Below are 16,421 nucleotides of genomic sequence, written 5' to 3' on the forward strand. Positions count from 1 at the left end.
TCCGACATGATGGATGCACTGCTGGCCGGCATGGATCAGCTCTTTACCCTCTCGACCATGATCACGATGCTGCTCGGCGTGGTGGCCGGCGTCATCGCCTCGGCGATCCCCGGCTTCACCATCACCATGGCCATCGTGCTGACCCTGCCGCTGACCTTCACCATGGACCCCCTGCAGGGCGTTGCCACGATGCTCGCGGTGTACGTCGGCGGCTACACCGGCGGGCTGATCTCCGCCGCCCTGCTCGGCATTCCGGGCACACCCTCGTCGGTGGCCACCACCTTCGATGCCTTCCCCATGGCCAGAAACGGTCAACCCGGTCGCGCCCTGGCGCTCGGCATCTGGGCTTCGTTCTTCGGTGCCCTGGTCAGCGCCGTGGTGCTGATCATCGCCGCCCCGCCGCTGGCCTTGATCGCGGTCAAGCTCGGCGCCTGGGAATACTTCTCGCTGATCATCTTCGCCATGACCGTGGTCGCAAGCCTGGTCGGCAAGTCGATGCTCAAGGGACTCATGACCGGCCTGCTCGGGCTCTTTATCGCCACCGTCGGTGCCGACCCGATGATGGGCGTGCCGCGCTTCACCTTCGACGCCGATCTGCTGGCCAACGGCTTCCCCTTTCTGGTGGTGCTGATCGGCATCTTCGCCGTCAGCCAGCTGCTCTCGGAGGTCGAGGACGCCGACGCCATACAGCACGGCAAGGCGCTGATTCCCGATGACGTCTCGTTTCGCCCCCTGGACGCCCTGCGCGAAACGCTGTCGTATCCGGTCAATCTGATCCGCTCATCGCTGGTCGGGGTGTTTATCGGCGCGGTGCCCGGCGCCGGCGGCAGCATCGCCAACCTGTTGGCCTATGACCAGGCCAAGCGCGCCTCCAAGCAACCGGAAACCTTCGGCACCGGCAACCCGGAAGGCGTGATCGCCTCGGAATCCGGCAACTCGGCCACCTCCGGCGGCGGCCTGATCCCGATGATCGCCCTCGGTATCCCCGGCAGTGCGGTGGATGCGGTATTGATGGCCTCGTTGATGGTCCACGGCATCGGTGTGGGTCCTCGCTTGATCCTCGATCACGGCGACCTGGTCTACGGCATGTTCATGGCCATGCTGCTGGCCGCCTTCATGGTGCTGGTGGTGTGCCTGTTCAGCATGAAGCTGTTTCTGCGCGTGACCGACGTCCCCCGCTCGGTGATCGTGCCGGTGGTCCTGACCTGCTGCGTGGTAGGCGCCTTCGCCTTGAACAATCGCGTCACCGACATCTATCTGCTGCTCGGCGTCGGCGTCTTCGGCTATGTGCTGAGCAAGCTCGACTATCCCCTCGCGCCGCTGGTGCTGGGCGTGATTCTCGGGCCCATCGCCGAGACCAACCTGCGCCGGGCGTTGATGACCGACGAGAACTGGACGCTGTTCTTTACCCGGCCCATCTCGCTGGCCCTGCTGGTGCTCGCGGCGATCTCGGTGGGACTGGCGATTCGCCACCACCGCCGCCAGAAACGGGCGGCCATGGCCTGAGCCGGCCCCAAGGGCAGACCCGAGGCACACCCACGCGCCGTTCTCGACTCTCACAGGCCCATGCCGCGGCGCCTCCCTCGCCGCGGCATGGCGTCACACAACGACAAGGACATGCCATGCTTCTCTCCGCTGACACTTCCACTCTCGGTGCCAGGCGCCGTCAGACCACGCTCGCTCGCCGCCTCGCCTCGGCCACGCTCACCGCCACCGCGCTGGCGGCTACGCTGCTCACCACCAGTGCCGCCAACGCCGCCGACGAGCCGCGCCAGGTTCGCCTGGCCGTCGACGTGCCGTATCCACCGTTTGAATACCGTACCGCCGACGGCGAACTCGCCGGCTTCGAGATCGACCTTGGCAACGAACTGTGCCAGCGCGCCAATCTCGACTGTGAGTGGATCGTGCAAGGCTGGGACGGCATCATTCCGGGGCTCCTGGCGCGCAAATATGACGCCATCCTGTCGTCGATGCGGATCACCGAGGCACGCGAACGCCAGGTCCGTTTCAGCGAGCCCTACGCCATGTCGCCCAAAGTGTGGGTGGCACGCAAGGGCGCCGAACTCGACCCCGAGGCACCCGAGACGCTGGAAGGAAAGACCGTCGGTGTCCAGCGCGGCACGACCCAGGACACCTACATCACCCAGCGCTTCGACGACATTGTTACGGTGCGCCGCTATGCCACCGCCGATGACGTGGCCCTCGACATGGAAAGCCAGCGCCTGGACCTTGCCTTCATCAACTACCCGGTGGCCATCGACAGCCTGGCGATCAACGACCCCGACAGCGACTTCACCCAGGTCGGCGAGCGCATCAATAGCCCCGAGTCGATCTTCGGTCGCGGCAACGCCATCGCCGTGCGTCCCCGGGACGAAGCTCTGGCGGAGCGCTTCAACGCAGCGCTCGATGAGGTCTACGCCGATGGCACCTTCGAGCGCCTGATGACGCAGTACTTCGACTACGATCTGCGTCCGGACAGCCGACTATAATCCCTTGTATGACCTCACATTGGCCCAGTCAGTCTTTGCCTTGTCTGGCGCTTTCTTTCGTGACCCAAGCCCACCACTGGCGATAATCGCTGGATAAGACAGGACGTACCTGCGCATCACAGGATGCCGAGAAGCCCAGCGTCTGACGATTGCGCCTCTCGTCTTGAGTCGTTAGAGCGAGCACCTGACCAACCACGCCGCTCGCAATGGACGCTTGTGCCTGCCCATGGTACCAATAGCGGCAAAATCCCCTCGAGTGCGTCGGTATGCGTTTTGACTTGACCTCCCTACAGATATTCCTCTGTGTTGCCGAGGAAAAGAGCCTCACTCGGGCCTCGAAGCGCGCCCACCTTGCTGTCTCCGCAATCAGCCGCCGCATCGGAGAGCTCGAGCATCGCGTTGGCTCGCCGCTGTTTACTCGCAATGCTCGCGGCGTGGAACTCACTCCGGCGGGCCAATCTATGCTGACCTACACGCGTCAAGTGTTTGAGACGCTCTACCGCATGGAAGAGGAATTAGGCGATTTTTCCGACGGTATCAAGGGCCAGGTTCGCTTACACGCTACGACATCGGCCCTGGCGCAGTTCCTGCCTCAGGATATCAGGGATTTCTCCCACCAGTTTCCAGGTATCCGCCTCGACATCGAGGAACGGGTCGGCGCGGCCATCGTCCGAGCGGTCAGTGATGGACGCGCGGAAGTGGGCATATTCGCCAATCACACGCTGTCCGATGATCTAGAAGTCTTCGACTATCGCAGCGATGAAATTGCCCTCGCCGTAGCCCGGCAGCACCCGTTGAGCGAACGCAATGTCGTTCGCTTTTCCGAGGTACTGCATCATGACCTCATCGCCTCCCACGCCGAGAGCGCGCTTTATGCGCTTCTGATTCATGAAGCCGAAAAGCTTGGAGCCACTCCGAGAATCAAGGTGCGAGTGAGCAGCTTCGATTGCATGTGTCAATTGGTCGCCGGTGGGCTAGGCATTGCCCTGCTGCCAAAGCACGTGATTCGCATCTACGCCAAGTCAGTGCCCATCGTCGCCATCCCGCTCGATGAAAGTTGGGCGGTTCGGCGCCTGAGAATCGGAGTCAAGGATTTCCGGCAACTGTCGCCAACGGCCAAGGCTTTCGTCGAACACCTGCGCGCCGGTTGATCAGTGCGAGGTTAGTGCAAGAGCCGCTCCGCTGCGTCTTCACGACGATCGTTCTCGCCTGGGGAAGCTTGCCTTGCCCAAGGCGCAATTTTTTTCTCTCATCCGCTGCCTTATGGTTCGAGCATCCCCTGTTCAAGGCTCGAGGATCCCATGGCGTCATCTTTTCCCCAGGTAGTACCTCGCCGGCTCGAGGTCGACGGTAGCGTATACCACTACATCGACCTCGCCGATGTCGCTTCGCCGGATCAATTGCGCCGTATGCCCTACTCCATGCGCATCCTGCTCGAGAACGTCGCTCGCCGCTCTCCTCTGGCGCTGGCGGACTTCATCGCCTTCATCGACGGGCGTACCCGTAGTGGTGAGGTCAGCTACTATCCCAACCGGCTGATGTTTCACGATACGACATGTCTACCAGCGCTGGCGGACTTCGCCGGTTTAAGAGACGCCGTCAGTGAGCTAGGCGGTGACGCTAGAGCCCTCAATCCGGCCATCCCCGCCGTCCTCGCCATCGATCATTCGGTGATCGTGGAACACTTCGACCAGCCCGACGCTTTCGATGAAAATCTGCGCCTCGATTTTCATCGCAACGGCGAACGCTATCGCTTCATCAAATGGGCCGAACGTAGCCTGGACAACTTCAACGTCGTGCCCCCGGGGACGGGCATCATTCACCAGATCAACATGGAGTCGCTGGCCACGGTGGTATGGACCGATAAAGATGAGGCCGGCAGGCACTGGATCCACCCCGACAATATGGTGGCGACCGACAGTCATACGCCGATGGTCAACGCCCTCGGTGTTCTGGCGTGGGGCGTAGGGGGCTTGGAGGGCCAGGCTGCCATGCTCGGCGAACCGGTGACCCTGACACTGCCGGAGGTTGTTGGCATCCGCCTGACCGAACGTCTGGCGCCTGGCGTTACCGCCATGGACCTGGCGCTGCATGTCGCTGAGTTGCTGCGTGGCATCGGCGTGGTCGGCAAGTTCGTTGAATTCTGCGGGCCGGGGTTGTCCCAGTTAGGCTGGGCTGCCCGCGGAACGGTGGCTAACATGGCGCCGGAATACGGCGCCACCGTGATGTTCTTCCCCTTCGACGATATCACCATGGACTACTTAACGCTCACTGGTCGCGATCCGGCGTTGCAGACGCGGGTCAAGACCTATCTCGAGCAACAGCGTCTGTGGCGCCATGACGCCGACCCCGAGCCACGATTCGACACCTGTTTGCACATCGATCTGTCCTGCATCGAACCCAGCGCCGCCGGCCCTCACCAGCCCCACGAACGGCAGGCCCTGGGCGACGTGCCCACCTCTTACGCCCGGACGCTCGAGGCAACTACCGGTGACAACGGCGGCAAGAAGGCGAGCACCGTTGTCGCCACCAGCCGTACTTGCGAGCTTGCTGACGATGCACCGGACTGGGCACAGGCCCTGGACCACGGTGCCGTGGTTATCGCCGCTATCACCAGTTGCACCAACACAGCCAATCCAGCCGAGATGATTCAGGCGGGGCTGTTGGCCCGTCGCGCCAACGAGTTGGGGCTACGCCGCCGGCCTTGGGTCAAGACCTCGCTTTCGCCGGGCTCAAGGGTGGTCGGTGACTATCTGGAGGCCTCGGGACTGCAGCGTGACTTCGACGCAGTGGGCTTTGCCCTCGCCGGCTTCGGCTGCATGACCTGCATCGGCAATTCCGGCGGCCTGATTCCCGAGGTGGATCGGCTCGTGGCCAATGGCCTCGACGGCGTCGCCGTGCTGTCGGGTAATCGCAACTTTCAGGGGCGGGTCAACCCGAAGGTATCATCCGGCTATCTGATGTCTCCCGCGCTGGTCGTGGCCTACGCCTTGTGCGGCAATGTGACTCGCGACATCACCCGAGAGCCGCTGGGCCTAGACAAAGACGGCAAGGCGGTGTACCTGCAGGACATCATGCCCGACGACACGCAGGTGAACGCGATGGTGGATCGCTTCGTCACCCCGGAGGGCTTCACCGAACGCAATACGACACTATGGCAAGGCACCGAAGAGTGGCGACGACTGAACGCTGATGGCAGCCTGCACTTCCCCTGGGATCAAGCCTCCACCTATCTGCGTCGACCACGCTATCTGGAGGCGGTCGCACAAGACCCATGGCCCAGCCTTAGCATCGAGAATGCACGGGTCATCATGGTGCTCGGCGACAACGTCACCACCGACCACATTTCGCCTGCCGGAGCGATCCCGGCCAATAGCCTGGCCGGTCGCTACCTGATCGAGCACGGTCAGAATCCCAAGGATCTGAACCAGTACTCCACGCGTCGCAGCAACCACGAGGTCATGCTGCGCGGTGCCTTCACCAATGCCCGTGTGGATAACCGTCTGCCGGGCACCGCGACAGAGGGCAAGGGCGTCTGGGCTCGCCCTTGGCACGGGGGTGCACCACGTCCGCTGTTCGAGGCCACGCAAAGCTATTTAGACGAGCAAGTACCCCTCGTCGTCATTGCGGGCAGCAACTACGGCGCCGGGTCGAGCCGTGACTGGGCGGCCAAGGCTCAGGCACTGATGGGCATTCGGGCAGTGATCGCGAAAAGCTTCGAGCGCATCCATCGCAGCAACCTGATCGGCATGGGTGTGTTGCCCTTGCGCCTGCCCGAATGCCTCAGCGCGGCGGCGCTTGAGCTGACCGGCGAAGAACACCTGGACATCACAATGCCGGATCGCCTTATGGTCGGAGACAACGACGTGCACCTTTCCATCGACCGTGTCTCGGGCCAGGAGAGCCATATCGTCGGGCTGAAGATCGACTCACAGCAGGAAATGAACTACTTGCTCCACGGCGGCATTCTGCCCTACGTCGTGCGCAAGAACCTGGCTCGAACCGCTTAAGTCAGTGACTGGAATCGACACCCGGTTCGCCACGTCATTGCCCCAAGAGACACAGAGGAATTCGACCATGCTGGCCTATATTGGCTGTCGCACGACCAAGAGACGTCACGCCAGAGGCAAGGGCATCGAGGTCTACCGAGTGACCCAAGACGCGCGTGAATGGGAGCACCTTCAGCGTATGGAAGGTCTGGTCAACCCGTCCTATCTGGTGCTCAACAGAGACGGCGATCGTCTCTACTGCCTCCACGGTGATCGCAGCGACATCAGCGCCTTCGCCGTCCACCCGGTGACCGGCGAACTGCGCGTACTCAACCAGGCCAGCACCGGCGGGGCCAACCCGGTTCATCTCGCGCTCGATCCCAGCGAGCGCTTCATCGTCGTCTCCAACCACATCTCGAGCTCCGTCGCGGTGATCGCGCTGGGCGGCGATGGTCACCTGGAACGGGTCGTCGATCTCGTGGAACTGAGTGGCAAGTTAGGGCCTCATCGCGTCGAGCAGCCCTTTGCCAAGCCCCATGCCAACCCTTTCTCGCCGGATGGGCGCTACCTGATGGTGCCCGACAAGGGCCTCGACTGCGTGCTGGTATTCGCCTTCGACGCCCAGAGCGGACACCTTGAGCCACGCCCGGAACAGACGGTACGCAGCCGCGAAGGAGCCGGACCGCGCCACATCGACTTTCACCCCAGCGAGCCGCTGGCCTTCACCATCAACGAACTCGACTCCACCGTGACCAGCTACCGCTTCGATGCCGACAGCGGCCAATTGACGGCGCTACAGGTTCTCCCCAGCGTTTCGTCGTTCTACACCGGTGACAATCGCGCCGCCGGCATCGTCGTCTCACCGTCGGGCCGCTACGTCCTGGTGACCAACCGCGGCGAGGATAGCCTGGGGTTGTTCGAAGTGAATACGCGCCACGCCCGCCTTGAATACGTCAAGACCGTGGCCTCGGGAGGCAAGACACCTCGCTTCCTTGGCTTCGACCCCGACGGGCAGCTCCACGTGGCCAACGAGGACAGCGACAACATCGCCACCTTCGATGCCCAGAGCCCATCGGCACTGGCAAAGCCCGTGCACCAGCTGTCGACTCCCAGCCCGGTATGCCTGGCCTTTCGACCCGACTGAGCAGGACACAGGACGACGTACAGTTCGACAGGAAAACGGTCGTCTCGCTAGCGCCACAACAACGAGGAAATCTTTCTCATGACCACGCCAACCCGCTCGACTCGCTCTCGGTCCAGGCCTTACGGAGCCATGTTTACCGCAGTAGTGGTGTCCGCCCTCGGTGTCACTACGGCTGTCAATGCGGCCGAACCTCCACAAAATCGCCTGGAATGCATCGCGCCAGCGGACCCCGGCGGCGGCTGGGACTTCACCTGTCGCCAATTTGCCTCGGTGCTGCAGCAATCCGGTCTAACCGATGCCAGCATGCAGACCATCAACATGGCCGGTGCAGCGGGTGGAGTGGCCTACGCCCACGTGGCGAGCAAGCGCCGCGGCAACGATGGCCTGATCGTGGCGGCCTCCTCGTCCAACGCCACTCGACTCGCCCAGGATCAGTACCCCGGACTGACCGTCGACAATATGACCTGGCTCGGCACCCTCGGCGCCGACTACGCCGTGCTCGCGGTCAACAGTGACTCGTCGATCCAGGATCTCAGCGACATGACGGATCGGCTGAAAGAGGACATCAAGTCGGTCAGCTTCTCCGGAGGCAGCGGTCCGCTGGGCTGGGACCAGCTCAACCTGCTACGCGTACTCTTCACCGCCGAGGTTCCCTCCTTGAAGGAGGTGACGTATCTGGATTTCAACAACGGCGCCAGCGCCATCACCCAAGTCCTAGGACAGCACCTGGATGTCGTGGTCGGAGACGTCTCCGAGGTCAAAAGCTTCGTCGATAGTGGCGATCTCAGGGTCTTGGCGGTACTCGCCGACGAGCGTCTCCCCGCGCCGATGGCCGAGATGCCCACTGCAGTCGAGCAAGGCATCGATGTGGTAGCACCCAACTGGCGTGGTTTCTACGCGCCCGCCGAGTTGAGTGAGGACGACAAGGCATACTGGATCGAGGCTCTCGATCGGGTCTACGCAAGCGCCGCCTGGCAGGAAATCATGACCCGTAACGGCCTTACCCCTTTCCACCTCACTGGCATGGAGTTCGACCAGTTCCTGCGCGAGCAAATCGCCTCATTGGAGAACGTGATGCTCAGTCTACGCTGATCGATGACCACCCTCTCAATTCCATGACGACGATCAGGCTCCTTTTCAGGAGCCTGCATCGTTTCGCCTATGTGGGGTCGCCTACCGCAGTACTAGACCATCGTCGAACGACTCTAGGGCCGCCAGAAAATACACATAACTTTCAACACAATAGATCATTGCTCTAAGCAGAACGCACGCTTGTGCAATGGCCAATTCTCGCCGCTGCCACGTCGTTCTAGCCTGACAAGGCACCACGGTTGCTGACACCGAAAATCGCATTCGGGCCCGACCACCGCACCTCGATCCACATCCATGAGAACAAGAGAGAATCCACTATGCGCACCGCCACGATCACCCTGGCCGCTCTGACCGCCCTGCCCCTGACTGCCTTCGCCTTCGAGCCCGGCCAAGGCGTCGAATGCATCGCCCCGTCTGATCCGGGTGGCGGCTGGGACTTTACCTGCCGCACCGGCGGTCAGGTGCTCTCCGAGCTGAACCTCGTGCCCGGCAACGTGCAGACCATCAATATGGCCGGCGCCGGTGGCGGTGTGGCATATGCCCATGTCGTCAGCAAGCGTGAAGGTGACGAGGATCTGGTGATCGCCGCATCCACTGCCGTTCCCACCCGCCTGGCGCAAGGGCAATTCCCCGGCATGGACATGGACATGGTGCGCTGGATCGGCACCGTAGGCTCTGACTATGGCGTCATCGCAGTAACCAATGACTCGCCTTATCAAACCCTTGGTGAGCTGATGGACGCCATCAAGAGCGAACCTCGTGCCGTCAAGTTCGCCGGGGCAAGCGCCAAGGGCGGCTGGGACCATCTCAAGGCACTGATTGCCGCCAAGGCAGCCGGCGTCGAGACCCTGCGCGAGATTCCTTACCTGTCCTACAACAACGGCGGCGAAGCCCTGACTCAGGTCGTCGGTGGACATCTCGACGCCTTCACCGGCGATATTTCCGAGGCGCGTGGCTTCTGGGAGTCTGGCGACCTACGCATTCTAGCCGTTCTCGCGCCGGAACGCTTACCGGGCGAGTTCAGCGAGATCCCCACCGCCAAAGAACAAGGCATCGACGCCATCGGACCCAACTGGCGAGGCTTCTACATGCCGGCAGGCATCAGCGACGAAGCCTATGAATACTGGGTGGAGGCCGTCAACACCATGTACGAGAGCGACGAGTGGAAGCAAGTCATGGCGACCAACGGCCTGATGCCTTTTCACTACAGCGGCGACGAGTTCAGAGACTTCATGGAACAGCAGGTAACCGATATTCGTGACCTCTCCGTCGAATTGGGAATGATCACCGAATGACCTACAACGACCGATTCTTCGGTGTGCTGCTGATCATCCTGGCCGTCGCGTACGGCTGGGGTGCCTCGCAGTTTCCGGAGCCGTTCGGCGGCGGCTCGGAGGCCATCGGTCCCGAGACCTTCCCCTATCTCCTAGCCACCACGCTAGGTATCGCAAGTCTGTACCTGATGCTACGTCCCGACCCCGACAATGCCTGGCCCTGGAGCCGGACCGGTGTCGAGTTGATCGTGGCGGTGATCGTGCTGGTGCTTTACGCCGGCCTGCTCGAGCCACTCGGCTTCATCGTCAGCACGACGCTCGCGGTGGGTACCTTGTGCTGGCGAATGGGCGCTCGGCCGCTCAAGGCCTTCGTCACCGGGGCGCTGTCGGGTGTAGTGGTGTTCGTCATCTTCAACTTCTTGCTGGACCTGCAACTGCCGTTGGGTCTGCTGTCCTTCCTGGAGGTGGACTGATGGAAACGCTCGGTTATCTGATCGATGGTTTCGGGGTGGCCCTCGCCCCGGAAAACCTGATGTTTGCGCTGATGGGGGCCTTCCTGGGTACCTTGATCGGCGCGCTGCCGGGGCTCGGTCCGGCCAATGGCGTCGCCATCCTGATCCCGCTGGCCTTCACCCTGGGGCTGAAGCCGGAAACGGCGCTGATCATGCTCACGGCCGTCTACGCCGGCGCCATGTATGGCGGACGCATCTCGTCGATCCTGCTCAATATTCCCGGTGATGAGCCGGCGATGATGACCTGCCTGGACGGCTACCCCATGGCCCAGAAGGGCAAGGCCGCAGAGGCACTAGCGATCTCCGCCGTGGCCTCGTTCATGGGTAGCCTGATCGCCACGGTGGGCTTGATCCTGCTGGCGCCGATTCTGGCCGATTTCGCCCTGACCTTCGGACCGGCGGAGTACTTCGCGCTCTTCCTGCTGGCCTTCGCGACCCTGGGGGGGATTACCGGCAAGAACCCGATGAAGACCGTGGTCGCGGCCTGTATCGGCCTGATGATCGCCACCGTCGGCATCGACAACACCGGCGTGCAGCGCTACACCTTCGGCGTGCTTGAGCTGTTCGAGGGCGTCGACTTCATCATCGCCATCGTCGGCCTGTTCGCCATCTCTGAGCTGCTGTTCTTCATCGAGGACCGTGCCGGCAAGGGCCACAAGACCATCACCGTCAACAAGTTGAAGCTGTCGTGGAAGGACATCAAGGCGATCATGCCAACCAGCATCCGGGGTGGTGTGCTCGGCTTCGTCGCCGGCGTCTTGCCCGGCGCCGGGGCATCGCTTGGCAGCTTCATCAGCTATACCCTGGAAAAGAAGGTGCTTGGTAGCAAGGGCCACTTCGGTGAAGGCGACCCGCGCGGTGTGGCCGCCCCCGAGGCTGGTAACAACGGCGCCTCCAGCGGTGCCCTGGTGCCGATGCTGACCCTGGGCGTGCCGGGCAGTGGTACCACCGCGGTGCTGCTGGCGCTGTTGATCTCGCTCAACATCACGCCGGGCCCGCTGATGTTCACCCAGCATGCGGACATCGTCTGGGGGGTAATCGCGGCACTGCTGATCGGTAACTTCCTGCTGCTGCTGTTGAACATTCCGATGGTGGGAATCTTCGTCAAGCTGCTGTCGGTGCCGCCGATGTTCCTGTTGCCGATCGTGACCATGGTGGCCTTCGTCGGCATCTACTCGATCAGCAACACCACCTTCGATCTGTACTTCATGGTCGCCTTCGGCGTCGGTGGCTATCTGCTGCGCAAGCTGGAGATACCGCTGGTGCCGGTGATCCTGGGCCTGTTGCTCGGTCCGGAGATGGAGAAGAACCTGCGCCACGCCATGGACATCTCCGACGGCGACTGGACCATCCTGTGGGGCAGCGGCCTGGCCATCGGCCTGTGGGCGTTCGCCATCATCGGCCTGGTCCTGCCGTATATCGTCGGTCCTATCCTGCGCAAGCGCATGCAGGCCGGAGCCAGCGAATCCCATAGCCTCCCCGATTGACCCTTCCAATGGGCGTCACCGGGTACTCCCCGGCGCCCTCCCTCCGGGAACTTCCATGCACACCGTACCGAATCATCTGCGTCGGATCCTTGCCCCCAGTGGCACCCTGCGTGCCGCCATCAACCTGGGGAACCCCGTGCTGGCACAGCGCCGTGACGACGGGACACTCGGTGGCGTCTCCGTGGTCTTGGCACAGACCCTGGCCGAGCGCCTGGACGTCGACATCGAGTTCGTCGTCTATGACGCCGCAGGCAAGGTCGTCGCCGCGCGGGCAAGCGATACCTGGGACCTCGCCTTCTTGGCACGCGATCCGAAACGAGCACAGACTCTTGCCTTCACCGCCCCCTACGTGATCATCGAAGGCACCTACTTGGTCGATGGTGCCTCGTCGTACCAGCGTGTCAACGATCTGGACCGAGATGGCGTCGCCATCGCCGTTGGCGAAGGCGCTGCCTACGACCTCTACCTGTCGAGGACCCTGCAACACGCAGACATCGTTCGAGCGCCGACCTCCGCCGATGCCGTGATGTGGAAAGTTCAGCGCGACTTGGATGCCGCCGCCGGTGTCCGTCAACCACTCGAGCGCTACGCCAAGGAGCACCCCGGCTATCGAGTGATCGAGGGCAGTTTCACCCGTATCGAGCAAGCGATGGCCATTCCCGCCGAACGCACCGAGGCTCTCGTCCTTCTGTCGTCCCTGCTGACGGACACCAAGGCCGAGGGCCAAGTCCGATTAGCCTTGGACGAATCGGGGCAATCCGATGTCGACGTTGCTCCGTGAACGTCAGCCCGATCCGGCCAGATACCCCGCCACGCGGCTACCAACGCCTCCAGGAGATCACCTCAATGAAGCTTCTCGTCCTGCCAGGAGACGGCATCGGGCCAGAGATCATCACGGCGGCCATGACTGTCCTGCATGAAGTCGATCGACGCTATGCTCTCGGCCTCAGCTATCACTACGACGATGTCGGTTTTGCCAGTCTGGAGAAATACGCCACCACGCTGCGCGAGGATGTCCTCGACAAGGCTAAGCGCCACGACGGCATCCTCCTTGGTCCCCAGTCCCACGCCGACTACCCCGCCCCGGATAACGGTGGCAAGAACGTATCGGCCGGATTTCGCCTCGGCCTGGATCTGTATGCGAACGTAAGACCCGCCAGAACACGCGCCTTTCTTGACACCAATATGGCGCCAGGAAGGTCGATGGATCTGGTGATCATGCGCGAAGCCACCGAGGGGTTCTACCCGGACCGCAACATGAGCCGGGGTTGGGGCGAGGTCATGCCGTCACCGGACATGGCGCTATCGACACGAAAGATCACCCGCCAGGGAAGTGAGCGAATCGCCCGACGGGCCTTTGAACTCGCAATGACCCGACGAAAAAAGGTGACCGCCGTTCACAAGGCCAACAGCTTTCAGATGACCGACGGCTTGTTTTTAGAAGCAGTGGAGACTATCGCTCGAGAGTTCCCTGACGTCGACGTCGATGATCTGCTGATCGATGCGTCTACCGCCCACCTGGTGCGCACCCCGGAACGCTTCGATGTCATCGTCACCACCAATTTCTATGGTGACATCCTCAGTGACCTAGCCAGTGAACTAAGCGGCGGATTGGGGCTCGCCGGCTCGATGATGGCCAGCGACACCCATTGCTGCGCCCAGGCGCAACATGGCTCGGCTCCTACCCTGCAAGGTCAGGACAAGGCCAACCCGACGTCGATGATGCTCTCTGTTGCCATGTTGATCGGCTGGTTGGGCGAACGCCACCAAAGCCACAAGCTGACCGACGCCGCCATCGCGATGACCGCTGCCGTAGACGCCGTGCTGGAAAATCCCGCAACACGCACCGCTGATCTCGGTGGCACACTCGGCTGCCAGGCGTTTGCCGGTAGGGTCGCGAACCGGATAAAGGACTGAGGTCTGGCGAAAATAGCGTACCCAGGTTCAACGACGCCGATCGTAGCGCGCTAGCATCGCCTTCAGCACGGCTTCATAGACGAAGGTCGGGAGCAACCAATGCAGGAAGATGAAGAGCTTGGCATCCAGCGGCACCGCGTAGCGCCGTCGTGGACGCCGCGCACTCAGGGCTTTCGCCACCACATCGGCCACCTGATCGGGCTGGCCGGCGAAGCGCCTGTCCTTGAGCGCCCCTAACACCTGGCGCTTGATCGACGCATAGGGCGAGTCGTCGTTTCCCTGGGCCAGATTCGATTGGGCGATATCGGCCCATTCGCTGCGGATCACCCCCGGCTGGATCAGGCTGACATGGATGCCGAAGGGCCGGGTTTCCATGCGCAAGGCATCGCTGAGCGCTTCGAGGGCGTACTTGGACGCATGATACCAGCCCCCGACCGGCATCCAGATGCGCCCAGCCATGGAGCCGACATTGACGATACGTCCCGCACCGCGCTCGCGCATGCCAGGCAGCACTCGCTGCGTCAGCTCCATCAGGCCGAAGACGTTGACCTCGAACTGGCGACGCGCCTGGTCAATCGGCAGCTCTTCGAGGGCCCCATAGACGCCAACACCGGCGTTATTGACCAATGCATCGAGGCGGTGCTGCTCGCGATCGATGACGGTAAGCGCGGCCTCCATGCTGCTGCTATCGGTCACATCCAGCGCCAGTGCTCGCCCCCCTCGCTCGATGAGATCCGCCATACGCTCAGGGCGCCGGGCGCCGCCGTACACGACCCAGCCCTCTGCGAGCAGGCGCAGCGCCACGGCTCGCCCGATACCCGACGACGCGCCAGTGACCAGGGCTACCCTCGGGACAGGATCCGGTCTGTCGGTGACGTTAGCCATCGATGACTCCTTGAGCGCGGCCATCGCGCCCGATTCACACCGTCACAGGCGCTGCGCAGCGTAGTCATTTGACGCCACGGTGATTGACGTTAGGGTCCATGGCACTCGTTACCCAGCAAACCTGTGTGTGCGGCACAAGCGCACGGTGCCCACCAGGCGACTTTGCCCAAGGCGCCTTTCTTCCATCGCATTATGCTCAAACATGCCTATCAGACCATAGACGACCTGCGTGGTGACCGCGCTGATCTAGAGTGTGATTTGCCTCTATCGTCGACCCGTGCCTGTTCCGCCCGCGGTTCATCACCTGAAAACGAAAAGGCGCTCGTCGCATTTCGCCAACCATTGACTCGGTGCGTCAGGGAATGCCCCGTTGCAACACTCCATCGAAGACCGGCCGCGCCCGTCGTTCTTGAGCGTGGTCTGAGCCCGTAGTCACGACAACTTCGCCTCGCCTCCAGGAGCCCTTATGCCCAACCTTCACCGTCATCCCCAGTCCCCGCAGGGATCGTGGCGAGCCATCTACGCAGCCGCGGTAGTCGCCCTTCTGCTGGGATGGGTGCTGCCCATGTCAGTTGCCAACGCCAGCGAGATGCCCGGACGCCAGTATGCCGACGTCGGCGACTTCAAGGTGGCCTATCGCGAATGGGGCAGCCCCGACGACCCGGCGGTCATGCTGCTGCACGGCATTCCCATGAACAGCGTGCTGTTCTCGAAGGTCGGCCCACTGCTCGCCGCACAGGGCTACCACGTCTTCGCCCCGGGCCAGCTCGGCCTGAGCTATACCGACGGGCCGCTGGACGCCGACCACTCCTTGAAGGGACAGGCCGATATCATGACGGCCTTCGCCGAGCAGGTGATCCAGGCCCCCTTCATCCTGTTCGGCCACGACCTGGGCGGCGGTATCGCTCAGATCATGGTCACCGACCCCGAACTCCAGCAGCGCAATGACGTCACCAAGGTCGTGATCGGCAACTCCGCCGTGCTCGACCTGTGGCCGGTACCCAAGGCCAACGCCGCCATCGCCCTGGCCAATGAACCCGACGCCGACACGATCTTCACCCCGGATACCGTGCGCGAGATGGTCAAGACCTTCTCGTCGGCCGGCCTACTGGCGCCGGAAGAAACCCTCACCGACGAGATCCTCGATGACCTGTACGGCAACTACGCCGACAACGACTCGACCCGGCGCCACTTCATCGAGTACCTCAAGGCCATGGACAACAGCCTGACGGTGGACGCCTCACCGAAAATGGTGATGTGGAACCGGCCCGCCATGCTGTTGTGGGGCGTCCACGACCCCTTCCAGCCACCCTATGTCTCCGGTGTGGCCTTGGCCCGCATCATGCCCCACGCCACCTGGGAGCACCTGGACGCCAGCCACTACTATCCGCTGGAGCGGCCTCAGGAAGTGGTCGATGCCTTCGTGCGCTGGGACCGCGACTAGACCACGAGTCTCATAGCCGCCGTACGGACATGCCCGCCCTTTCGGCGGGCATGTCTGCAACAACCCGGGCGCCTGCCAGCGCCTCCATGGCTGGCCAAGGTTCGACACGACCAGGCACCACGGACAACGGACACAAGCGCCTGCGACGTTCGACACAGCCAATCTGGCTTGCAAGATCGCCACGAGGC

At 62.7% G+C, this 16,421-nt stretch carries 13 protein-coding genes; 12 read left to right on the plus strand and 1 reads right to left on the minus strand.

What is annotated here, in order from left to right; all coding sequences use genetic code 11:
- The first annotated feature begins 6 nt into the window (after positions 1-6).
- The 11 genes from ACUN9Y_RS18735 to ACUN9Y_RS18785 all read left to right on the plus strand — a co-directional run bounded on the left by ACUN9Y_RS18735 (position 7) and on the right by ACUN9Y_RS18785 (position 13,904).
- A complete protein-coding gene (locus tag ACUN9Y_RS18735) occupies positions 7-1,506 on the plus strand; it encodes a tripartite tricarboxylate transporter permease (RefSeq protein WP_445462247.1) in 1,500 nt (499 codons plus the stop codon).
- Between the two features lie 116 nt (positions 1,507-1,622).
- A complete protein-coding gene (locus tag ACUN9Y_RS18740) occupies positions 1,623-2,489 on the plus strand; it encodes a transporter substrate-binding domain-containing protein (protein ID WP_445462248.1) in 867 nt (288 codons plus the stop codon).
- 266 nt (positions 2,490-2,755) lie between these two features.
- Positions 2,756-3,640 (plus strand): LysR family transcriptional regulator, encoded by an 885-nt coding sequence (locus ACUN9Y_RS18745; protein ID WP_445462249.1) that lies wholly within the window; start codon positions 2,756-2,758, stop codon positions 3,638-3,640.
- Positions 3,641-3,790: 150 nt separating this feature from the next.
- Entirely contained in the window at positions 3,791-6,499 is a 2,709-nt protein-coding gene (gene acnA, locus ACUN9Y_RS18750) for an aconitate hydratase AcnA (RefSeq protein WP_445462250.1), read from the plus strand.
- A 67-nt stretch (positions 6,500-6,566) separates the two neighbouring features.
- Positions 6,567-7,622: a lactonase family protein gene (locus tag ACUN9Y_RS18755; protein ID WP_445462251.1), complete on the plus strand. Its 1,056-nt coding sequence runs from the start codon at positions 6,567-6,569 to the stop codon at positions 7,620-7,622.
- A 78-nt stretch (positions 7,623-7,700) separates the two neighbouring features.
- Positions 7,701-8,714 carry a Bug family tripartite tricarboxylate transporter substrate binding protein gene (locus ACUN9Y_RS18760; RefSeq protein ID WP_445462252.1) on the plus strand — a complete coding sequence of 338 codons (1,014 nt, stop codon included), beginning with the start codon at positions 7,701-7,703 and terminating at the stop codon, positions 8,712-8,714.
- A gap of 317 nt (positions 8,715-9,031) precedes the next feature.
- The gene (locus tag ACUN9Y_RS18765; protein ID WP_445462253.1) at positions 9,032-10,009 is read left to right on the plus strand and encodes a Bug family tripartite tricarboxylate transporter substrate binding protein; all 978 of its coding nucleotides are present in this window, start codon (positions 9,032-9,034) and stop codon (positions 10,007-10,009) included.
- Positions 10,006-10,461, plus strand: a complete 456-nt coding sequence (locus tag ACUN9Y_RS18770) for a tripartite tricarboxylate transporter TctB family protein (protein ID WP_445462254.1) — start codon at positions 10,006-10,008, stop codon at positions 10,459-10,461. Before ACUN9Y_RS18765 ends, ACUN9Y_RS18770 begins: the two co-directional genes overlap by 4 nt.
- Complete coding sequence (locus ACUN9Y_RS18775) at positions 10,461-11,987, plus strand: tripartite tricarboxylate transporter permease (protein WP_445462255.1); 1,527 nt, start codon at positions 10,461-10,463, stop codon at positions 11,985-11,987. Before ACUN9Y_RS18770 ends, ACUN9Y_RS18775 begins: the two co-directional genes overlap by 1 nt.
- A gap of 55 nt (positions 11,988-12,042) precedes the next feature.
- Positions 12,043-12,768, plus strand: coding sequence for a transporter substrate-binding domain-containing protein (locus tag ACUN9Y_RS18780; protein WP_445462256.1), 726 nt, complete (start codon positions 12,043-12,045; stop codon positions 12,766-12,768).
- Entirely contained in the window at positions 12,765-13,904 is a 1,140-nt protein-coding gene (locus tag ACUN9Y_RS18785) for an isocitrate/isopropylmalate dehydrogenase family protein (RefSeq protein WP_445462257.1), read from the plus strand. Before ACUN9Y_RS18780 ends, ACUN9Y_RS18785 begins: the two co-directional genes overlap by 4 nt.
- A gap of 27 nt (positions 13,905-13,931) precedes the next feature.
- On the opposite strand, the gene ACUN9Y_RS18790 is transcribed toward ACUN9Y_RS18785, so the two are convergent.
- Entirely contained in the window at positions 13,932-14,789 is an 858-nt protein-coding gene (locus tag ACUN9Y_RS18790; protein ID WP_445462258.1) for an oxidoreductase, read from the minus strand.
- 565 nt (positions 14,790-15,354) lie between these two features.
- On the opposite strand from ACUN9Y_RS18790, the gene ACUN9Y_RS18795 reads away from it, so the two are divergent.
- Positions 15,355-16,233, plus strand: coding sequence for an alpha/beta fold hydrolase (locus ACUN9Y_RS18795; protein WP_445462259.1), 879 nt, complete (start codon positions 15,355-15,357; stop codon positions 16,231-16,233).
- Positions 16,234-16,421 lie beyond the last annotated feature (188 nt).

It is taken from the genome of Halomonas sp. V046, assembly GCF_052645355.1.